A 16,420-nucleotide genomic window follows, 5' to 3' on the forward strand; every position below is an offset into this window, starting at 1 on the left:
GCAAAATCTTTACTAGTATCCTTGGTATGTGTATCTCTTTTTTAGCTATGTCGGCAGCAAACCAAAGTACAACAAGTTTAAATTTGGATTGGATCGATAATACTATCAGTCCCGCGCAAAATTTCTTTGCTTATGCCAATGGAACTTGGCAAAAACAAAACCCTATTCCGCCTGAATATGAGAGTTGGGGTACGTTTCATATTTTACAAGAAAAAATGCAGAATATTCTTCATCAGCTATTCATTGAGGCAGCCAATGATAAAAACGCTAAACCCGGAAGTGTAGAGCAGAAAGTAGGCGATTTTTATTATAGCGGCATGGATGAGGCTTTGATCAATAAAGTAGGTATAACCCCTCTCAAACCAGAGTTTGAGCGAATTGAATCTATCAAGAATAACGAAGATTTGCAGGCGACAATTGTACATTTACAAAAGATTGGTGTTGATGCCGTTTTCAACTTCTCTAGTATGCAAGACTTTAAGGATAGCAAGCAAATGATTGGCGCAGCCATTCAAGGTGGGATTGGTTTACCCGATAGAGATTATTATTTAAAAGACGATAAAAAATTTGCTGAAATTCGTGAAGCTTATACCGATCACTTAACAAAGATGTTTGAGTTACTAGGTGATCCAACCAATAAAGCCGCTCAAGAAGCCCAAGTGGTTATGGCTATCGAAACCACATTGGCGAAAGCTTCCTTATCACAAGTGGAGCTTCGTGATCCTTATGCTATCTACCATGTCATGGATGAAAAGCAGCTGCAAGCAACAACGCCCAATTTTTCATGGCCAAAGTATCTAACTGCCATGGGATTACCACAGCTTAAATCCATTAACTTAGCAACCCCCGACTTCTTTAAAAAAGTGAATGAGCAATTAAAGACCGTTTCTCTTGATAATTGGAAAATTTATCTTCGCTGGCGTTTGATAGATGCTTTTGCCCCTTATCTGTCTCAGCCTTTTGTCGATCAAAATTTCCGTATGACATCTGTTATTTCTGGTACGGAAAAATTATTACCACGGTGGAAGCGAGTTGTTAGCACAGAAAATTGGGCACTCGGTTTCGCCGTTGGAAAATTATACGTCGAAAAATATTTTCCACCCGAATCAAAACAACAAGTGGCAGAAATCTTGCAAAATATTCGCAAAGCCTTAAGGGACGATTTGGAAACCTTAAGCTGGATGACACCAGCCACACGCAAAGCCGCTCTTAAAAAATTGGATCTCATGCAAGAACGCGTCGGGTACCCCGAGAAGTGGTGGGATTATTCAAGCTTGGTCATTAATCGAGGTCCTTATGTGTTAAATGTATTAAGAGCTAATGAGTTCTTAATCAAACGTGACCTCAATAAGATTGGCAAGCCTGTCGATACAACAGAGTGGCAGATGACACCACAAACCATCAACGCCTATTACGATCCCTCCATGAATAACATTAATCTACCAGCAGGAATCCTTCAACCTCCCTTTTTTGATCCTAAAGCTCCCTCTGCTGTGAACTATGGAGCAATTGGCTTTATCATCGGCCATGAAATGACTCATGGCTTTGATGATAAGGGCTCTTTATTTGACGGTTATGGCAACCTACAAAATTGGTGGACTCCTGAAGACCTGAAACGATTCCAAGCAGCAACAAACTGTATTGCTGAACAATTCTCTCATTATAAAGTCAATGGCGATTTGCCGGTACAAGGCAATCTTGTGGTAGGTGAAGCAACAGCTGACTTAGGAGGGCTCACGCTTGCCTATAATGCTTTCCGTGGATCAAAGGATTATGAGAAAGCCAAAACAATTGAAGGTTTCACGCCTGATCAACAATTCTTCTTAGGTTCCGCACATGTTTGGGCTAACAATATTCGTCCCGAGCAAGCGCGTAATTTGGTCACGACTGATCCACACCCACCGATGATCTATCGTGTTAATGGCACATTAGCCAATATGCCACAATTTCAAGCCGCCTTCAGCATTCCCGATGGTAGTCCAATGGTGAATAAGAATCGTTGTGTGATTTGGTAGCAAGTAGGTTGGTCATTTTAACCCAACCTACTTTGCTTAATATCATTAAAACAACAACGGCTGGGATAAAATCTCCATATCGTGCGCCAACAGCCGACGATTAGCACGGAAATAAGTCAGTGGTGAGTGCTCAAGCAAGTCGGAAAATTTTTCCATATAGATGCAAGCATAACGATCGACTTGATAGGCAAAATAGCTTTCTTCTGCACCTGAACGAAATACTCGTCCCCAATGTGCGTTGTAAAAAGTTTGTTCTTCCTGTAACAATTTGGTGATCTCTGCATCAAGCGTAGAAACTTGTTTTTGGATCTCAGCCATCTGCTCGTTATATCCAGTTGATTCTTCCTCTACATGACGGCTATAAAGTTCAATATGTCTTTGCTCTAGTACTTTTTTAAGATTCATCGCTTCAACGATTTTCTTTTCGACAGGAATGGCTCTTCTTTGTGAGTCTATCTCTTCACCGAGTTCTTCAACAACGAGTGCTGTACGCCAATTACAATCTTTTTTCAATCTGAGGATATCACCATAGATGTGGTCCCCAATATATAAGATTTCATCACCACTAATCGCTAAATCTGCGGTGAACTTCCTCGCATTGCCTCCCTGATAAACACCAGGAACAATAGGCCCATAGGTATTCGACATGCTACCATCTTCCGGGTCTATTGCTAGAAACCTTAAATTGTCATAGAAAAAGCGGGGCTTATGGGCTAAAGTAATGACAAATTCAAAAAGATCACGCCAATTCTCTCCTTCCTCTAAAAATGGGCTGATGGAATACCCCAACAAGAGATTGGTGTAATAGTATTCTGAGTTGGTCAGTAAAAAAAACTTTTTACCATAGCGAATGTAGCGTTTGAGCCCATCAACGACTTCTTTTTCGCGCAAAACGTATTCTTCCATGTGTGCTGTAATGTAGTCCTTCAAACTTCCATCTGCATGCGTACCATCAACAGCGCTTAACACATCCAGAGCAATACCCGTGTAACTGGGTAAATCATGTGGACGCTCATCTTTAAGATCGATGAGCTGACCATATAAAACGCAAAAAGCGATCGAGAAAGAGGTGTCAATCGCGATGTAATTGGGATCTTTTAAGTCAACATAAATACTGCGATAGATTTCTTTTTGTTCGGCAAAACTAATTTCTTTCGTACCATGGTAACTTTGGCGAATGGCAGCATAACGACTTAGTTTTAAAATATTACCGTTTTTACTATCAATAATTAGACCACGAATGGCATTATCAAAATCAAATTTAAATTTTCTTATATCTACCGGGTAATTTTTATCTTTGATTAACTTTTCAACCACTAACTTGTAAACAAGGGTCTCAAAATTTCTTGTATTGTAGCGTAGCAGCGTATGATCCATATCAAGACCAATGTACTTGATTTTTTTCATATTCAATATGCGGTTTACAAAAACTTTTTGATTCATTATTTTCCTCAAAATCTACTATTTGAAAGGTCTCGCATGAGATATACTTGTTTATTTTACTCCAATTTTCGGCTTTCAACTCAACACCCGAATTACCGTGGCTTGACCATGGTATCCAGCGATCTTCAATGAATCATGGATACCGTGGTCAAGCCACGGTAATTCGATGTTCTATCGAATTTTAAATAATCAAGTAAGTACAACAACTTAAAAAGATATTAATAGTCTACATTTTAAGTTAGCAATAAAAAACAACATTCACCATGGAATGAGCTGTCCGTCATAACTGCGCAGCGCTTCTGCATGGCTATTTTTATGATATTTTTCAATAACAGCTAGCATAGCCTGAACGCTTGCTTTGACGTCCATTTCGGCATCAGGTCCTCCAATCCCTGTTTTTACCCAGCCTGGATGTAACAACATAATGTTTACACCGTCTTCAGCAACATCTAAAGCAAAGGAGCGCATTACACAATTAAGAGCTGTCTTGCTTGCGCGATAAGCATAGCTTCTCCCCCGCTGGTTTTCGCCAATACTTCCCATACTGGAACTGATGTTAATAACTAATTTGTCTTTTCCCTTCAATAGCAGAGGTAAGAAACCCTCACTGACTTTTAGAGGACTTAGACAATTCACATTCATGACGTTTAGGAAATTTTCTCGCTCGATATTACCAACTGTCACCCCTGATTCACCACTAATCCCGGCATTATTGATAATCCAATCCAAAGCCAAATGGTTTAATGTTCTCTCTAATTGTTTGATCTCCTTATCATTGGTTACATCCAATTGATAAATGGCAATATTTCTTCTGATTTTAGCATAGTGCTGTAAGTCACTTGCTTTGTCAGGATTTCTACACGTAGCAATGATCTGTGTGTCCTGTTGACTAAGTTGTTTAACAAATTCAAAACCTAACCCGCGGTTGCTACCAGTTATTAATATTGTTTTCATTGCATTCCTTGCAAATTTTAGGTGAGTGTTTACTCTGTTTTAGACTCAATTTCAAATTGATTGATTAACTCTAAAACTTGCCTTTTCTTATCGGGCCATTTTTCCACCACCTCTGCATTTATTTTTTTGCAATTTTCAGCCATCCATGGACCAAGTTGCAATAAGATAGTTGGCGTTTTTACGCGCAAACATTCAACAAATTGTTCTTGAGTTGCTTTTTGACATAGATCCCCTTCCTTAAAACAATCTTGCACAATCTCATCGGTTAATATTTGCCAATTAGGCGGAGGCTCAACGCCTAAAAAGGATCGATTCATTATTTGTGGCAAACCTTTTTGCGAAATCCATTGTAAGTGTGCAGGTTTGATGCCTTGCTTGCAAAAATCTTTTTGAATCGCTTTTTTAAGATCCCCTACAATCGGTTTAATCTTCTTTTCATTAAAGCAAGGCTCAACTGCTAAGATCGACATTGAAAAAGCGATACTTATCAATCCAATAAAAAAAATTATCATCAGTTTCATAGCTTCGCTCCATGAACTCCCTTCATTGAAGTATTGCACAAAATGAAATGGGTGAAAGACCAAGCAAAGCTATTGCCTTAGTTATCTTAATGAATTATTGTTTTTGTTTTATGCTTCCGGTTTCTGCAAGTATGGAAATTAATCTCATTGCTCTTGCGATCCCAATCTTTCTCATAGCGATCGCTATTGAATATTGGGTCTCAATCCGGAGTAACCAGACTCTCTATTATCTGAACGATTTTGCCAATAACCTCAGTTGCGGCATTCTTGAACAAGTGTCAATGTTACCATTGCAAGGCTTGCTTATCTTTAGTTACGATTATCTCTATCATCATCACGCATTTTTTGCGATTAACCCTAAAGTATTTTATTCATGGGTACTATTATGGCTCGGTGTAGACTTTCTTTATTATTGGTTTCATCGGGCAAGTCATCGTAATACCTTTTTATGGGCAGGGCACTCAGTACATCATCAAAGTGAACAATACAACTTCTCAGTCGCCTTGAGACAAGGCATCATCCAAACGTTATTCGGATGGGTCATTTATTTGCCTTTGGCTTTGCTTGGCTTTCCTACCTGGATGTTTTTAATTGTTGCCTCTCTAAATACCCTATATCAATTTTGGATCCACACTAAACTCATTCACAACATGGGATGGTTTGAAATTTTTTTTAATACGCCTTCACACCACCGTGTACATCATGGCAAAAACAAGCAATATCTTGATAAAAATTATGGTGGTAGTCTCATTATCTGGGATAAATTATTTGATACATTTGAGAGAGAAACTGTTCCTGTAGAATATGGAACGACTGCACCCTTAAACTCCTGGAATCCTTTTTATGCCAACATAAAAGTTATCTATGATACGTTTTACTATGGGAAACATTTGTCTTCATGGAAAGAACGTGTCCAAGCTTTTTTTAGACCACCAGAATGGATAGTGAACAGGCTCCATGAGCCATTTCATTCATGCCACATCGAGAGAGATAAGGACCATTTGCAATATCCAACAGTCTATATTCTATTGAATGTTCTTATTAGTATTTTGGGGTATAGCTATTATTTAATAATATTTAATCCAAACACCCCCTTAAGCTGGGTGCTCGGCTTATTTGTCTTAATCACCCTTTACTTGATTGGTTTTATTCTCAATCGTGGTGTGATTATCAATATCAAATATACAGAGCTTTTTAGAAGTGTATTGGTTTTGATAATCGTTCATTTACTATTTATGAATTACTGGCTTGATTTTACCAGCATGTTTTTATTTTTTGTCGTCAATATTTTCCTCTATAAGAAGCGAGGCAATAATCAAGGTTCTTTGAATCATCTACAATTCCTTTAACCTTAAAGATTGCTTGAGCTTCCAAAAATCCTTCCAAGGGTCATCTTTTAATTTCTTTAATCTCATAGGCAACGTATATATAGTATAAAAATTATCCTCACGATTGCTGGTTAATTCATCCCAACGAAGTGGAGTAGCCACTGGAGCATGTAAACGTGCACGAGAAGAGTAAACACTAATCGCTGTAGCCCCACGCTGATTACGCAAATAATCTACAAATATTTTTCCTTTCCGTTTGGATTTTGCCATATTAGTAATATACGTATTGGGGTCGATTTTCTCTAAAAACTCAACAAACACTTTTGCAAAATTTTTTACCTCTTCCCAATCATACTCAGGTTGTATTGGAATCACTACATGAAGCCCTTTACCGCCTGTGGTTTTAACAAAACAAGTTAATTTAAAGTCTTCTAAATGTTTCTTGACTTCACGAGCGGCTTCAACGACTTTTTCCCACGGAACGTCAGGTCCTGGATCAAGATCAAAGGTAATCATATCGGGATATTCAACATCGTCGATTTTGCTTCCCCAAGGATGAATTTCCAACGCACCCATTTGCACCAGACTCAATAAACCATTTTTATCTTTAAGATAAATATACTGTTCTAACTCATTATCCGATTTATTGGCTATTGAAATAGGATGGAGTTGCTTGGGTGTGGACTTATAATAGTGTCTTTGATAAAAACATTTTTCATAATTGTTGGGACATCTAAGCAACGTTAGGGGACGATCCACAATAAACGGTAAAATAAATTCGCTAATTTCATCGTAATAATTAAACAAGTCCTGTTTTGTAATTTTATCTTCTTTGTAAAGAATTTTTTTGGGATTCGACAAGGAAATAACATGTTTTTGCTTAGGATTTGTCTTGTTTTTGACCTCTTTTTCCTTATGAACGGCGGAAGCTTTTTTATCCTTTCTTAACCCTTTAAAACTAGGATGCCTTAATTTCCCCTCTGCGGTCCACTCGCTAAATTCAACTTCGGCAACCAATGTTGGTTTGACCCAAACAGCATCTTTATGGCTAGATGGCTCTGAATTAAAAGGATTTTCTTTGCTAATATGTTGTTGTAGCTCTTCAAAAACGTCTTTCAAAGAGGCTTCAGTAAATCCTGTCCCTACATTACCGCAATAAACGAGTTCCTTATCGTCATTAAATACTCCCAGGAAAAGAGAACCAAAATACTGCCTCGTTCCTTTAGAATAACCTCCAATCACAAACTCCTGACGCTTAATGCATTTAACCTTGACCCAGTGCTTTGTTCTTTTTTCTTGGTAAGAGCTATTAATATTTTTTGAAATAATTCCTTCTAGATTTAATTCACAAGATTTCTCAAAAACGTCCTGTCCATTACCAATAATATGATCGCTATATCGTAGCGTTGGGTGAGCGGCGGGTAAGACGTACTCAAGTATTTCTTTTCGTTCTAATAGAGGACGTTTCTTCAAATCATATTTATCATAGTAAAGCAGATCAAAAACGTAGTAGATAAAGGGATAGTCTTTATCTCCCTTCATTGAATTTTGTAACAGTTGAAAGCTAGATCGATGGTGTTCATCCAATAAGACAATTTCCCCATCCAGAACCACTTTTTTTACCGGTAATTTTTTAAGTTCCTTGACGATATTCTTAAAATGTTCCGTCCACTCTATATTATTTCGCGACATTAAGCGGATGGAAGTTCCATTCTTAAAAGCAATAATACGATAACCATCAAGCTTAAGCTCATGTAACCATTCGGTTCCTAAAGGCGCCTTATCCACCAAGGTAGTCAGTTGTGGTGAAATTTTCTTCGGAAAAGAGCTTTCTTTTAGGTCAGACGGTAACAATTTGCTAAGTGATTTTTGTCGAGACTTCGGATTGGCAACTTTTTTTAGCCCCCCCTCACTGCTGCTCCACACCTTTTCGTAGTTCTCGGCAATCTCATCGATGGATTGATTTGTCACCACGCTATTAGGCTCTTCTAATAGAATGTCATATTTCTGCAAAGGTATCGCAAATTCGTCATCATATTTTATGAGGAACCAAGATTCCTCCTCTTTTTTAAAGCGCACGAGATCCCAGCGTCCATGTAATTTTTTTGCATTTAACTCAAACCGTAGATGCCCTTTTTCGTAAGCTTTGCGTGGATCTTTATCTAAAGGTTCCCACTTACCCTTGTCCCACAGCATCACTGTCCCACCACCATATTCCTCTTTAGGTATGATACCCTCAAAGGAACCGTACTCAACTGGATGATCCTCGACATGCACCGCCAGACGCTTTACTTTTGGATCCAAACATGGACCTTTTGGTACAGCCCAGCTCTTCAATACACCATCAAGCTCTAACCGGAAGTCATAATGAAGATGGCTTGCAGCATGTTTATGAATAATAAAGAGATAATTTTGATTATGATGGATTTGACCGCGTGGCTCAGGCGTTTTTTTAAAATCTCTTTTTTGATGATATTGATCCAGGCCCATGAGTGCCTTCCATTCGCTCATTTATTCTTAATTATAGGCGAGAGGATCTTCTGTAGGACTATTTAAAGGAAAGTCCTGCTATTTGTTTAATTTTTCTGGATTAATGACAACAATGAGATCATCATCTTTTTGTGGGATCCCTCTACCATCTCTATTATTCGTAGCCACATAAAACAATTTATTCGGACCTAATTTAATCGCACGCAATCTACCTAACTCCCCCTGGAAGTATTTGTTCAGTTGTTTGGTTTGCAAATTGAACCCATAAAGTGTTCTTCCTCGCAAACCACAAAAATAGAGTGTCTCGTTGAATATTTCTGCACCTGACGGTGCCCAAGTGCTAAAACCACTCTCAAGAATTGGCATTTCCATTCCTTGTTTTCTCTCTTCACCCGTAATTACCGGCCATCCGTAGTTCCCACCTGCTTTGATTAAGTTTATTTCGTCATGCGCTGTTGGGCCATGTTCAGTAGCCCATAATTGCCCACGCTCATCCCAAGCGAGTCCTTGAGGATTTCGATGACCATAGGAATAAACAGCTGATTTTGGAAAAGGGTTATCTTCAGGAATATTACCATCATCTTTGACTCTTAAAATTTTTCCAGCCAACGAATTAAGATCCTGAGCTGATTGTGGAGTCTGCGCATCACCAGTGGTGATGTAAAGATAGCCATCAGGACCAAAACGAATCCTGCCACCATCATGCGTTGCAGCACCAGGAATACCATCAATGATAATCATTGGATGCGATAAATGATTATTGTCAAACTGGTAGCGAACTACCTTATTTAGGTAATGATCTTGCCGGCCGTAAGTATAATAAACATAAACAAAAGGCTGACTTGCAAATTGAGGATGTACGGCAATGCCAAGTAATCCGCCCTCCCCAATAGTTGCCACATCATTGATCCGAGCAATTGGCTTGACTTCACGGGAGCTATCTTTTAAATCAATAAGATGGATTGTCCCAGCCCTTTGAGTGAAGATCAGTTTGTTGTCCGGCAAAAAATCGAGACCCCAAGGAACATCCAGCTTCTTTGCCAGTATGGAAATAAAAGGAGCATTTTGTTTTTGCTCATCATCTTGTCCAAGACTTGTAGGAAGTGCGCTTGCTCTTTTACCTAAAAACTCCCACCATCCAATGATTAATAGAAAAATCATCAGGACTAGCAGGAAAAAAATAGTCATTCGCCACTTGCTCATTAGGAATAGTCCTTAAGTTGTTGCAGCAACAGCTTGGCAGCTTCTTGTTCTGCTTTACGACGATTAGGCCCAATACCGATAGCGGGCATCTTAACACCGCTGATTTTGCAAGCAACATGAAAAACTTGCTCATGCTCTTCACCTTCAATCTTTATCAAGCTATATTCGGGAAGAGGTTTTTTCACTGCTTGCAAGTATTCCTGCAGCTGAGTTTTTGAATCTTTTAAATTATCTTGCAAACTATCATCTTCTAGTCGTGAACAATATAATTTGAGCACTAAGTCTTTACTCGCTTCAAGACCTCCATCAAGAAAAACAGCAGCAATCACTGCTTCTAGTGCATCCGCAAGAATAGAAGCTCGTCGAAAGCCACCACTTTTTAGCTCCCCTTGACCCAAAAACAAGCAATCCCCCAATTCTAATTCCGCGGCAATTTCGGCAAGCATTTCACCTTTGACCAAGAAAGCTCGCAAACGGCTTAGTTGACCTTCGGTTTCTTCAGGGAACTTTTCAAAGAGAGCATATGCGATAATAAAACTTAAAATGGAGTCGCCCAAAAATTCAAAACGCTCATTATTCAAAACACCTGCACTACAATGAGTCAATGCCTGCTTCAAGAAAGCAGGGTTTTTAAATGTATAGCCCAATCGTCTGCTTAGGCGTTGCAAATCTTTTGGAACCAATATCGTACCTCATCGCTTAATGTATAGGTCTGACCCCTAGTGGATAAGGCGACCTATTTTCGACCAACGAATACTATCCGTCTTACCATTCCAACTCATCCACACCAAGAAGGCCCTACCACGCAAATATTCATTGGGTGTAAATCCCCAAAAACGACTATCTGCGCTGTCGTCTCGGTTATCTCCCATCATAAAATATTGACCTGGGGGTACGACAACATCAAAATCATCAGCAGGAACATCAGGCCGTATATAAATGTCATGGACAACACCGTTCAGATTTTCACGGTATTTTGCCACAGCATGACCTGAGCTTTCATCCGTTGTGTATTCGACAAAGGTCTGCTTCATTGTTTTGCCATTGATAGACAATACTTTATTGTGATAACTCACCTTGTCGCCCGGCACACCAATAACCCTTTTAATATAATCATAAGAAGGATCCGGAGGCCAACGAAACACCGCCACATCTCCAGTCTTAGGATTAGAAACGCGCATTATTTTTGTTTCTAAAACAGGAAGCCTCAATCCATAAGCAAATTTATTCACTGCAACAAAATCCCCCACAAGTAAAGTAGGCTCCAAAGAACCAGAGGGAATGCGAAACGGCTCTACTAAAAAAGACCGTAATATTAGTACAAGAACAAATACGGGAAAAAAAGAACGGGAATATTCAATGATCCGACCAGGTTTCTCTTCAGGTTTACGTCTTTTGGCAAAATAAAGAACATCCAGTAAGTATACAAACCCACTTACTAAAGAAAGAATAACTAATAACAAAGCGAAATTCATAGTTTAACTGTTCCTATCATCACTGAGAGTCTGCTGACATTTCGCTAACTTGGGCCAAAATGGCTTGATTGTCGAGATTTACCCCTCACCCCTACCCTCTCCTCCCACAAGGGGAGAGGGAGAATAATGAGTACCTCTCCCCCTTGTGGGAGAGGTCGACGCGCATAGCGCGGCGGGTGAGGGGCAAAAACCTCGACAATCAAGCCATTTTGGCCAAGATAGTAGAAATAGCAGCAGACCTCCTATTTTTTTCTGTCGGTCTGAAATACAGCCATAAATGCTTCTTGGGGTATTTCTACTTGCCCCACCTGCTTCATGCGTTTTTTACCGGCTTTTTGTTTCTCTAGCAGCTTCCTTTTGCGCGTTACATCTCCGCCGTAGCATTTTGCGGTAACGTTTTTGCGCAATGCTTTCACGGTTTGGCGTGCAATGATATGGCTGCCTAAAGCAGCTTGAATAGCTACATCAAACATCTGACGTGGAATTAACTCACGCATTTTGTCAACCAATGCTTTGCCGCGACTATAAGCATCCGATCGATGAACAATAACAGCGAGAGCATCCACACGCTCGCTATTAATCAACACATCCATTTTTACCAAATCAGCTTCTTGAAAACGTATAAAGTTATAATCAAGCGAGGCATAGCCGCGACTTACTGATTTTAAACGATCAAAAAAATCGGATACGACCTCACTCATGGGCAAATCATAGGTAACAGAAACCTGACGTCCACTGTAGGTCATATTCACTTGTACGCCACGACGCTCCACACACAAAGTTATAATCTGGCCTAAGTAATCCTGTGGCACCAGGATATTGGCACGTACAATAGGTTCAAACATCTGTTTAATTTGTTGTGACGGGAGGAGCTGTGATGGATTGTCGATCATCAATGTTTCCCCTTTTGTTGTTATAACTTGGTAAACAACAGTCGGTGCAGTGGAAATCAGATCGAGGTTATATTCACGCTCCAACCTTTCCTGAATGATTTCCATATGAAGCATACCCAAAAAACCACAACGAAAACCAAAACCCAATGCTTCGGAAGACTCTGGTTCATAAAATAGGGAAGCATCATTAAGACTAAGTTTGGCCAAAGCTTCACGAAATGCTTCAAAATCATCAGCACTAATAGGAAAAAGACCTGCGTAAACTTGTGGCTTAACTTTTTGGAAACCAGGTAAAGGAGCCGTGGCCTGATTCTTTTCAAGTGTTAGCGTGTCACCCACAGGAGCGCCTTGAATGTCTTTGATTCCAGCCACCACATAACCTACTTCACCAGCTTGTAATACATCAAGCTTGGTGCGTTTAGGAGTGAAAATGCCAACCTGGTCAACCTCATAGGTTTTACCCGTTGACATCACCCGCATTTTATCGCCTTTTTTTAGAGAACCATTGGCAATACGAACCAAAGAGACTACACCGAGATAACTATCAAACCAGGAATCAATAATTAAAGCCTGAAGAGGTGCATTGATATCGCCTTTCGGGGGAGGAATACGAGCAACAAGCGCTTCAAGAACGTCTTCGACCCCGAAACCACTCTTGGCACTAGCACGAATAGCATCTTTTGCTTCAAGACCGATAATATCTTCGATTTCGCTAATCACTCGCTCAGGCTCAGCTTGTGGTAAATCAATCTTATTTAGAACAGGCAAGATTTCCAGGGACTGATCAATTGCTGTATAGCAAACAGCCACCGTTTGGGCTTCTACACCCTGTGCAGCATCAACAACAAGAATTGCCCCCTCACAGGCAGCAAGCGAGCGTGAAACCTCGTAGCTAAAATCCACATGACCAGGGGTATCAATAAAATTAAGCAAATACGTTTTGCCATCGCGCGCAGTATAGTTTAAGGAAACACTTTGTGCCTTAATAGTAATCCCGCGTTCACGTTCGATATCCATGGAATCAAGGACTTGATCAGCCATTTCTCGATCAGACAATCCTCCACAAAGCTGAATAAAACGGTCAGCTAATGTGGATTTACCATGATCAATATGTGCAATAATGGAAAAATTACGAATTCGCGTTAAATCGCTCAACTGAAAAACCTGGTCATAAAAATAAATTATTTTAGCTCAATTATTAGTATCCAGAAAGTATTTCAATATCCCCTAGGCATAATACCAATATTTGCCGCTGATTCTTTTCTATACTAAAATCCATCACTTTATGATTGAATAAGGATAACTAATGCGCCGACTCACTATGCTTTGTTTGGCCTTGATTACATTTTTAGTGAGCGCTGTTACTCTGGCTGACACAGCCTTTACACAGCGCGAAGATGTACAACATTTTATCAATTCTATGGTTAAGCAGTACGGCTTTGACAAAGCAGAGCTTACTGCGGTAATGAATGAAGTTCAACTGCAACCACAAATTATTGAATCAATGGATAAGCCTTATGAGAAAAAGAGTTGGGATGCATACAAACAATTATTTTTAACCCCTCAACGAGTACAAAGCGGAATTGATTTCTGGAAAAACAATCAAAAGGCCTTAGAAAAAGCTGAAAAAAAATATGGCGTACCTGCAAATATCATTGTAGCCATTCTCGGAGTCGAAACCCTTTATGGCAAACATCAGGGTAACTATCGTGTCATTGATGCTTTGTCCACCTTGGCTTTCAATTACCCCAAACGATCTAAATTCTTCACTAAAGAATTAACTCACTACCTTTTACTTTGCCGGGAACACAATGTTTCTCCCACAACATACATGGGTTCTTATGCAGGTGCTATGGGGAAACCGCAATTTATGCCGAGTAGCTATCGCCATTATGCTGTAAACTTCACCGGCAATACTAAGAAAGATTTAATGAATGATGATGAAGCAGTGATTGCCAGCATCGCCAATTATTTTCATAAACATGGTTGGCAGATGAATCAAGGAATTGCTCAACCCGCAAAAGTTGAAGGCACCCGTTATAAAAAAATTAACACAGCATACAAAACTGCCGCGTATCAATGGCAACAATTAACTGCAGCAGGGATCAAACCTCTAACTGCCGCTTTCCATAAGCCGAGTAAAGCTGGTTTGGTTGAGTTAATCAACCAGAATGGTTCAGAATATTGGCTAGCCTATCCTAATTTTTATGTTATTACCCGCTACAATAGCAGCCCCCAATATGCCATGGTCGTTTACTTGTTGTCACAACAATTAAAGCTACAATGGGCAGCCGCTAATGTTGGCAGGAAATACGCTTACGTGTAAGCTGTTATTTAAGAGACTGTTCATTCTATTTAATGGCAACCACCTTTATCTACCAAGGATGTCATGGCTACATGCTTTCTATTTATTCACCATCTTAACGACAACGGTTGTCTGAGTTTGGGCCTTGATCCTCAAGGTCAGATAATAGCTCCGCTCGCGCAACGCAGTTTTAGCGACATAAAAGAACTACAAAAGAACTGTCAGACCATTGTCGTTCTTCCTACATCGCTTTTTAGCATCCATCGTCTAAGTTTGCCCTGGCTTGCAGAGAAAAAAGCCCGTGCGGCCCTTCCTTTCGCTCTTGAGGATAAGCTCGCCCAAAATGTGAATACTTTACATTTTGCCTTCGATCGCAACTATTACAGCGAGGGACAATATTTAGTGATTGTGGGGGACAAAATTTATCTCTCGGAGTTAATGGCAAAACTTGATGAGCTTGGAATTACTTTCAATCTCCTAACCTTGGATTGGTTTGCATTAAATAACAATGAAGCGGCTATTCTAGAATCTAATTTGATTATCAACGATGAAGAATTCCAAGGTGCACTAGAACCTGATGTAGCTGGATTTTATCTAAACAAATCACTAATAACCCCAGAAGAACACCCTATTTACAGTTTCAACGATAGCCATACTGTGTTACTCAGTTTGCCGAAACAAAAGGTGACAGAAATAAAAGAGTCTTCTTACATTTGGCTTGCACAACGGCTGCAAAAGATAAAACCAATTAATCTATGTCAAGGTGGGCTAGAGCACGGAAGTAAGCAAACGACAACAAAACGTTGGTATCAAGCCGCGGGGCTTATGGGCTTTTTATGGTTGATAAGTTTTATCGGCAATTATTGGACGACTTTGCATGCATTAAATAAGGATACAGCTGAATTAGATGCACAAATCGCTGTAATTTATCATGAATTTTTTCCCCAAGCACAACAAGTCATCAGCCCGAAATTTCGTATCACACAGTTACTAAAAAGCAACCAAAGTAATTCAGACAGTAGTTTTTGGCATTTACTAAATACCTTAGCCAAAACGTTTAACTCGAGTTCCATGAGTTTTGAACAAATTCGTTTTCAAAATCAAATCCTTTTGGTGACCTTGGCAACTTCAAATTTTGAGGAATTGGAAAGCTTGCAGACTCGTTTACAAAAAGCAAACGTAAACGTTCGACAAACACAAGCATCAACCGAGCATGACAAAGTTGTTAGCACATTGGAGTTAAGCTTGTGATGAATTACTGGAATAACCTAAATGAAAGAGAACGATGGATGGTGGGTATCACTGCTGTTTGTGTTCTTTTTTATTTATTTTATCTTCTTATATACTCTCCGTTAACTACCGCGGTCGACAGCAAGTCCGGGCAGTTAAAAGAAAAAAAAGAAACCCTCACATGGATGCAGCAAGCTCGACAACAACCAAAAAATAAAAAAAATCCGCAAGTGATTAGCAACGCCAAGTTATTAGCCCTAATCGATGGTCAGCTCACTAGTAGCACGTTAAAGCGGTTTACTTATCAATTACAACAAACAGGTTCAGGAGATGTTCAATTATCTTTTGATCAGGTTCCCTTTAACTCATTTTTATCTTGGTTATGGACTTTAACGAATAATTATGCCATTACACTAAAGCAATTTAGTGCTGAGAAAACAGATACCCCGGGCGTAGTAAAACTTACGGTTCTTATTGCTACAAAATAATATTATGGGAGACCCTCCTATTCTGCACTGCCATTAAATTAAGCCTTCTCGAATCCCCGCGGCATCGACCGCGGG

The 16,420-nt window shown here is 39.6% G+C and carries 13 protein-coding genes; 5 read left to right on the forward strand and 8 right to left on the reverse strand.

Features of this window, described 5'->3' with window-relative positions; translation table 11 throughout:
• Positions 1–26 precede the first annotated feature (26 nt).
• Positions 27–2,015: a M13 family metallopeptidase gene (locus CKV79_RS09445; RefSeq protein ID WP_408606924.1), complete on the forward strand. Its 1,989-nt coding sequence runs from the start codon at positions 27–29 to the stop codon at positions 2,013–2,015.
• Between the two features lie 45 nt (positions 2,016–2,060).
• Here CKV79_RS09445 and CKV79_RS09450 read toward each other — a convergent pair whose 3' ends face one another.
• The 3 genes from CKV79_RS09450 to CKV79_RS09460 all read right to left on the reverse strand — a co-directional run bounded on the left by CKV79_RS09450 (position 2,061) and on the right by CKV79_RS09460 (position 4,933).
• Positions 2,061–3,458: an HAD-IG family 5'-nucleotidase gene (locus CKV79_RS09450; protein WP_028372748.1), complete on the reverse strand. Its 1,398-nt coding sequence runs from the start codon at positions 3,456–3,458 to the stop codon at positions 2,061–2,063.
• A 258-nt stretch (positions 3,459–3,716) separates the two neighbouring features.
• The gene (locus CKV79_RS09455; RefSeq protein ID WP_028372747.1) at positions 3,717–4,412 is read right to left on the reverse strand and encodes an SDR family oxidoreductase; all 696 of its coding nucleotides are present in this window, start codon (positions 4,410–4,412) and stop codon (positions 3,717–3,719) included.
• Positions 4,413–4,441: 29 nt separating this feature from the next.
• A complete protein-coding gene (locus CKV79_RS09460; protein WP_028372746.1) occupies positions 4,442–4,933 on the reverse strand; it encodes a hypothetical protein in 492 nt (163 codons plus the stop codon).
• A gap of 131 nt (positions 4,934–5,064) precedes the next feature.
• On the opposite strand from CKV79_RS09460, the gene CKV79_RS09465 reads away from it, so the two are divergent.
• Positions 5,065–6,282 carry a sterol desaturase family protein gene (locus CKV79_RS09465; RefSeq protein ID WP_028372745.1) on the forward strand — a complete coding sequence of 406 codons (1,218 nt, stop codon included), beginning with the start codon at positions 5,065–5,067 and terminating at the stop codon, positions 6,280–6,282.
• Here the strand turns inward: CKV79_RS09465 and ligD are convergent.
• From ligD to lepA, 5 genes are all read right to left on the reverse strand, one after another.
• Positions 6,268–8,751 (reverse strand): DNA ligase D, encoded by a 2,484-nt coding sequence (gene ligD / locus CKV79_RS09470; RefSeq protein ID WP_028372744.1) that lies wholly within the window; start codon positions 8,749–8,751, stop codon positions 6,268–6,270. The two genes, CKV79_RS09465 and ligD, sit on opposite strands and share 15 nt — an antisense overlap.
• Before the next feature lie 78 nt (positions 8,752–8,829).
• Complete coding sequence (locus CKV79_RS09475; RefSeq protein ID WP_035915121.1) at positions 8,830–9,954, reverse strand: PQQ-dependent sugar dehydrogenase; 1,125 nt, start codon at positions 9,952–9,954, stop codon at positions 8,830–8,832.
• Complete coding sequence (gene rnc, locus CKV79_RS09480; RefSeq protein ID WP_028372742.1) at positions 9,954–10,640, reverse strand: ribonuclease III; 687 nt, start codon at positions 10,638–10,640, stop codon at positions 9,954–9,956. Before rnc ends, CKV79_RS09475 begins: the two co-directional genes overlap by 1 nt.
• 33 nt (positions 10,641–10,673) lie before the next feature.
• Positions 10,674–11,429: a signal peptidase I gene (gene lepB, locus CKV79_RS09485; protein WP_028372741.1), complete on the reverse strand. Its 756-nt coding sequence runs from the start codon at positions 11,427–11,429 to the stop codon at positions 10,674–10,676.
• 242 nt (positions 11,430–11,671) lie between these two features.
• Complete coding sequence (gene lepA, locus CKV79_RS09490; RefSeq protein ID WP_028372740.1) at positions 11,672–13,477, reverse strand: translation elongation factor 4; 1,806 nt, start codon at positions 13,475–13,477, stop codon at positions 11,672–11,674.
• 151 nt (positions 13,478–13,628) lie between these two features.
• Between lepA and mltB the strand changes: the two genes are divergently transcribed.
• The 3 genes from mltB to gspM all read left to right on the forward strand — a co-directional run bounded on the left by mltB (position 13,629) and on the right by gspM (position 16,345).
• On the forward strand, positions 13,629–14,648 hold the full coding sequence (gene mltB / locus CKV79_RS09495) for a lytic murein transglycosylase B (RefSeq protein ID WP_028372739.1): 1,020 nt from the start codon (positions 13,629–13,631) through the stop codon (positions 14,646–14,648).
• A gap of 63 nt (positions 14,649–14,711) precedes the next feature.
• Entirely contained in the window at positions 14,712–15,878 is a 1,167-nt protein-coding gene (gene gspL / locus CKV79_RS09500) for a type II secretion system protein GspL (protein ID WP_028372738.1), read from the forward strand.
• Positions 15,878–16,345 carry a type II secretion system protein GspM gene (gspM, locus tag CKV79_RS09505; protein WP_035915116.1) on the forward strand — a complete coding sequence of 156 codons (468 nt, stop codon included), beginning with the start codon at positions 15,878–15,880 and terminating at the stop codon, positions 16,343–16,345. The genes gspL and gspM overlap by 1 nt, the downstream gene beginning before the upstream one ends.
• Positions 16,346–16,420 lie beyond the last annotated feature (75 nt).

This window comes from Legionella lansingensis, from assembly GCF_900187355.1.
Lineage (GTDB): Bacteria > Pseudomonadota > Gammaproteobacteria > Legionellales > Legionellaceae > Tatlockia > Tatlockia lansingensis.

What these genes read in the sequence shown, in the direction of transcription:
- CKV79_RS09445 (WP_408606924.1), top strand. Translation starts at nt 27, where the DNA reads ATGTGTATCTCTTTTTTAGCTATGTCGGCAGCAAACCAAAGTACAACA.
- CKV79_RS09450 (WP_028372748.1), bottom strand. Translation starts at nt 3,458, where the DNA reads ATGAATCAAAAAGTTTTTGTAAACCGCATATTGAATATGAAAAAAATC.
- CKV79_RS09455 (WP_028372747.1), bottom strand. Translation starts at nt 4,412, where the DNA reads ATGAAAACAATATTAATAACTGGTAGCAACCGCGGGTTAGGTTTTGAA.
- CKV79_RS09460 (WP_028372746.1), bottom strand. Translation starts at nt 4,933, where the DNA reads ATGAAACTGATGATAATTTTTTTTATTGGATTGATAAGTATCGCTTTT.
- CKV79_RS09465 (WP_028372745.1), top strand. Translation starts at nt 5,065, where the DNA reads ATGGAAATTAATCTCATTGCTCTTGCGATCCCAATCTTTCTCATAGCG.
- ligD (WP_028372744.1), bottom strand. Translation starts at nt 8,751, where the DNA reads ATGGGCCTGGATCAATATCATCAAAAAAGAGATTTTAAAAAAACGCCT.
- CKV79_RS09475 (WP_035915121.1), bottom strand. Translation starts at nt 9,954, where the DNA reads ATGAGCAAGTGGCGAATGACTATTTTTTTCCTGCTAGTCCTGATGATT.
- lepB (WP_028372741.1), bottom strand. Translation starts at nt 11,429, where the DNA reads ATGAATTTCGCTTTGTTATTAGTTATTCTTTCTTTAGTAAGTGGGTTT.
- mltB (WP_028372739.1), top strand. Translation starts at nt 13,629, where the DNA reads ATGCGCCGACTCACTATGCTTTGTTTGGCCTTGATTACATTTTTAGTG.
- gspL (WP_028372738.1), top strand. Translation starts at nt 14,712, where the DNA reads ATGGCTACATGCTTTCTATTTATTCACCATCTTAACGACAACGGTTGT.
- gspM (WP_035915116.1), top strand. Translation starts at nt 15,878, where the DNA reads ATGAATTACTGGAATAACCTAAATGAAAGAGAACGATGGATGGTGGGT.